Origin of the sequence: Halolactibacillus sp. JCM 19043 (assembly GCF_001310395.1) — a bacterium.
GTDB lineage: Bacteria > Bacillota > Bacilli > Bacillales > Amphibacillaceae > Halolactibacillus > Halolactibacillus miurensis.
In genome coordinates this window covers 1-544 of sequence record NZ_BAXD01000102.1, presented here as the reverse complement: position 1 = coordinate 544, position 544 = coordinate 1, and the positions used below count along the sequence as shown (strand labels likewise).

The window sequence follows — 544 nt, the reverse complement described above, 5'->3', positions numbered from 1 at the left end:
CGCTTTTATGTCCATAGGACGCGACACTTTGGACCGCGTCGTATCCAATTTTTCGATAGCGAGTGGTTTATGATGTTTAACGGCATAGTCAACGAGGGCAATAACCTCTGCTTCTATTATTTTCGTCGCCTGTCCACTGGTTTTACCCTCTAAGTTAAACGGAAGGGTAAAGGCATCCACACATTGACCAATGTCGTTGACATTGGCGACGGCGATATGATTCGCATTCAAATCAACACCAATCATGCCGGTTGACGTTGAGGTATTCAGATAGGGTGTAGCAGGCACATCAATTAAGCATTTAACGATATAGTAGTCACCATGGTCCTCAAGCGACCATGCAATCGGCTTCCCATACTTTTTCTTATCTTTCAGGTTCATTTGTGTCTGAATGGCACGATTGACATGATCTTGACCATAAGGAAAAACAACGTCAGCGAGACGAATGACGCATTGGTCGATCGCTTTAAAGGTAAGGGTATGCGTCTCTGGGTGATAATGAAACACAAAGTTACCTGATTTAGCATCTTTTCGTCCTGAAATA

Annotated in this window: 1 pseudogene; it reads right to left on the bottom strand. The window is 43.6% G+C overall.

From position 1 onward, the window contains the following. Positions 1–544: pseudogene (locus tag JCM19043_RS17065) on the bottom strand (IS200/IS605 family accessory protein TnpB-related protein); the annotation flags it as partial.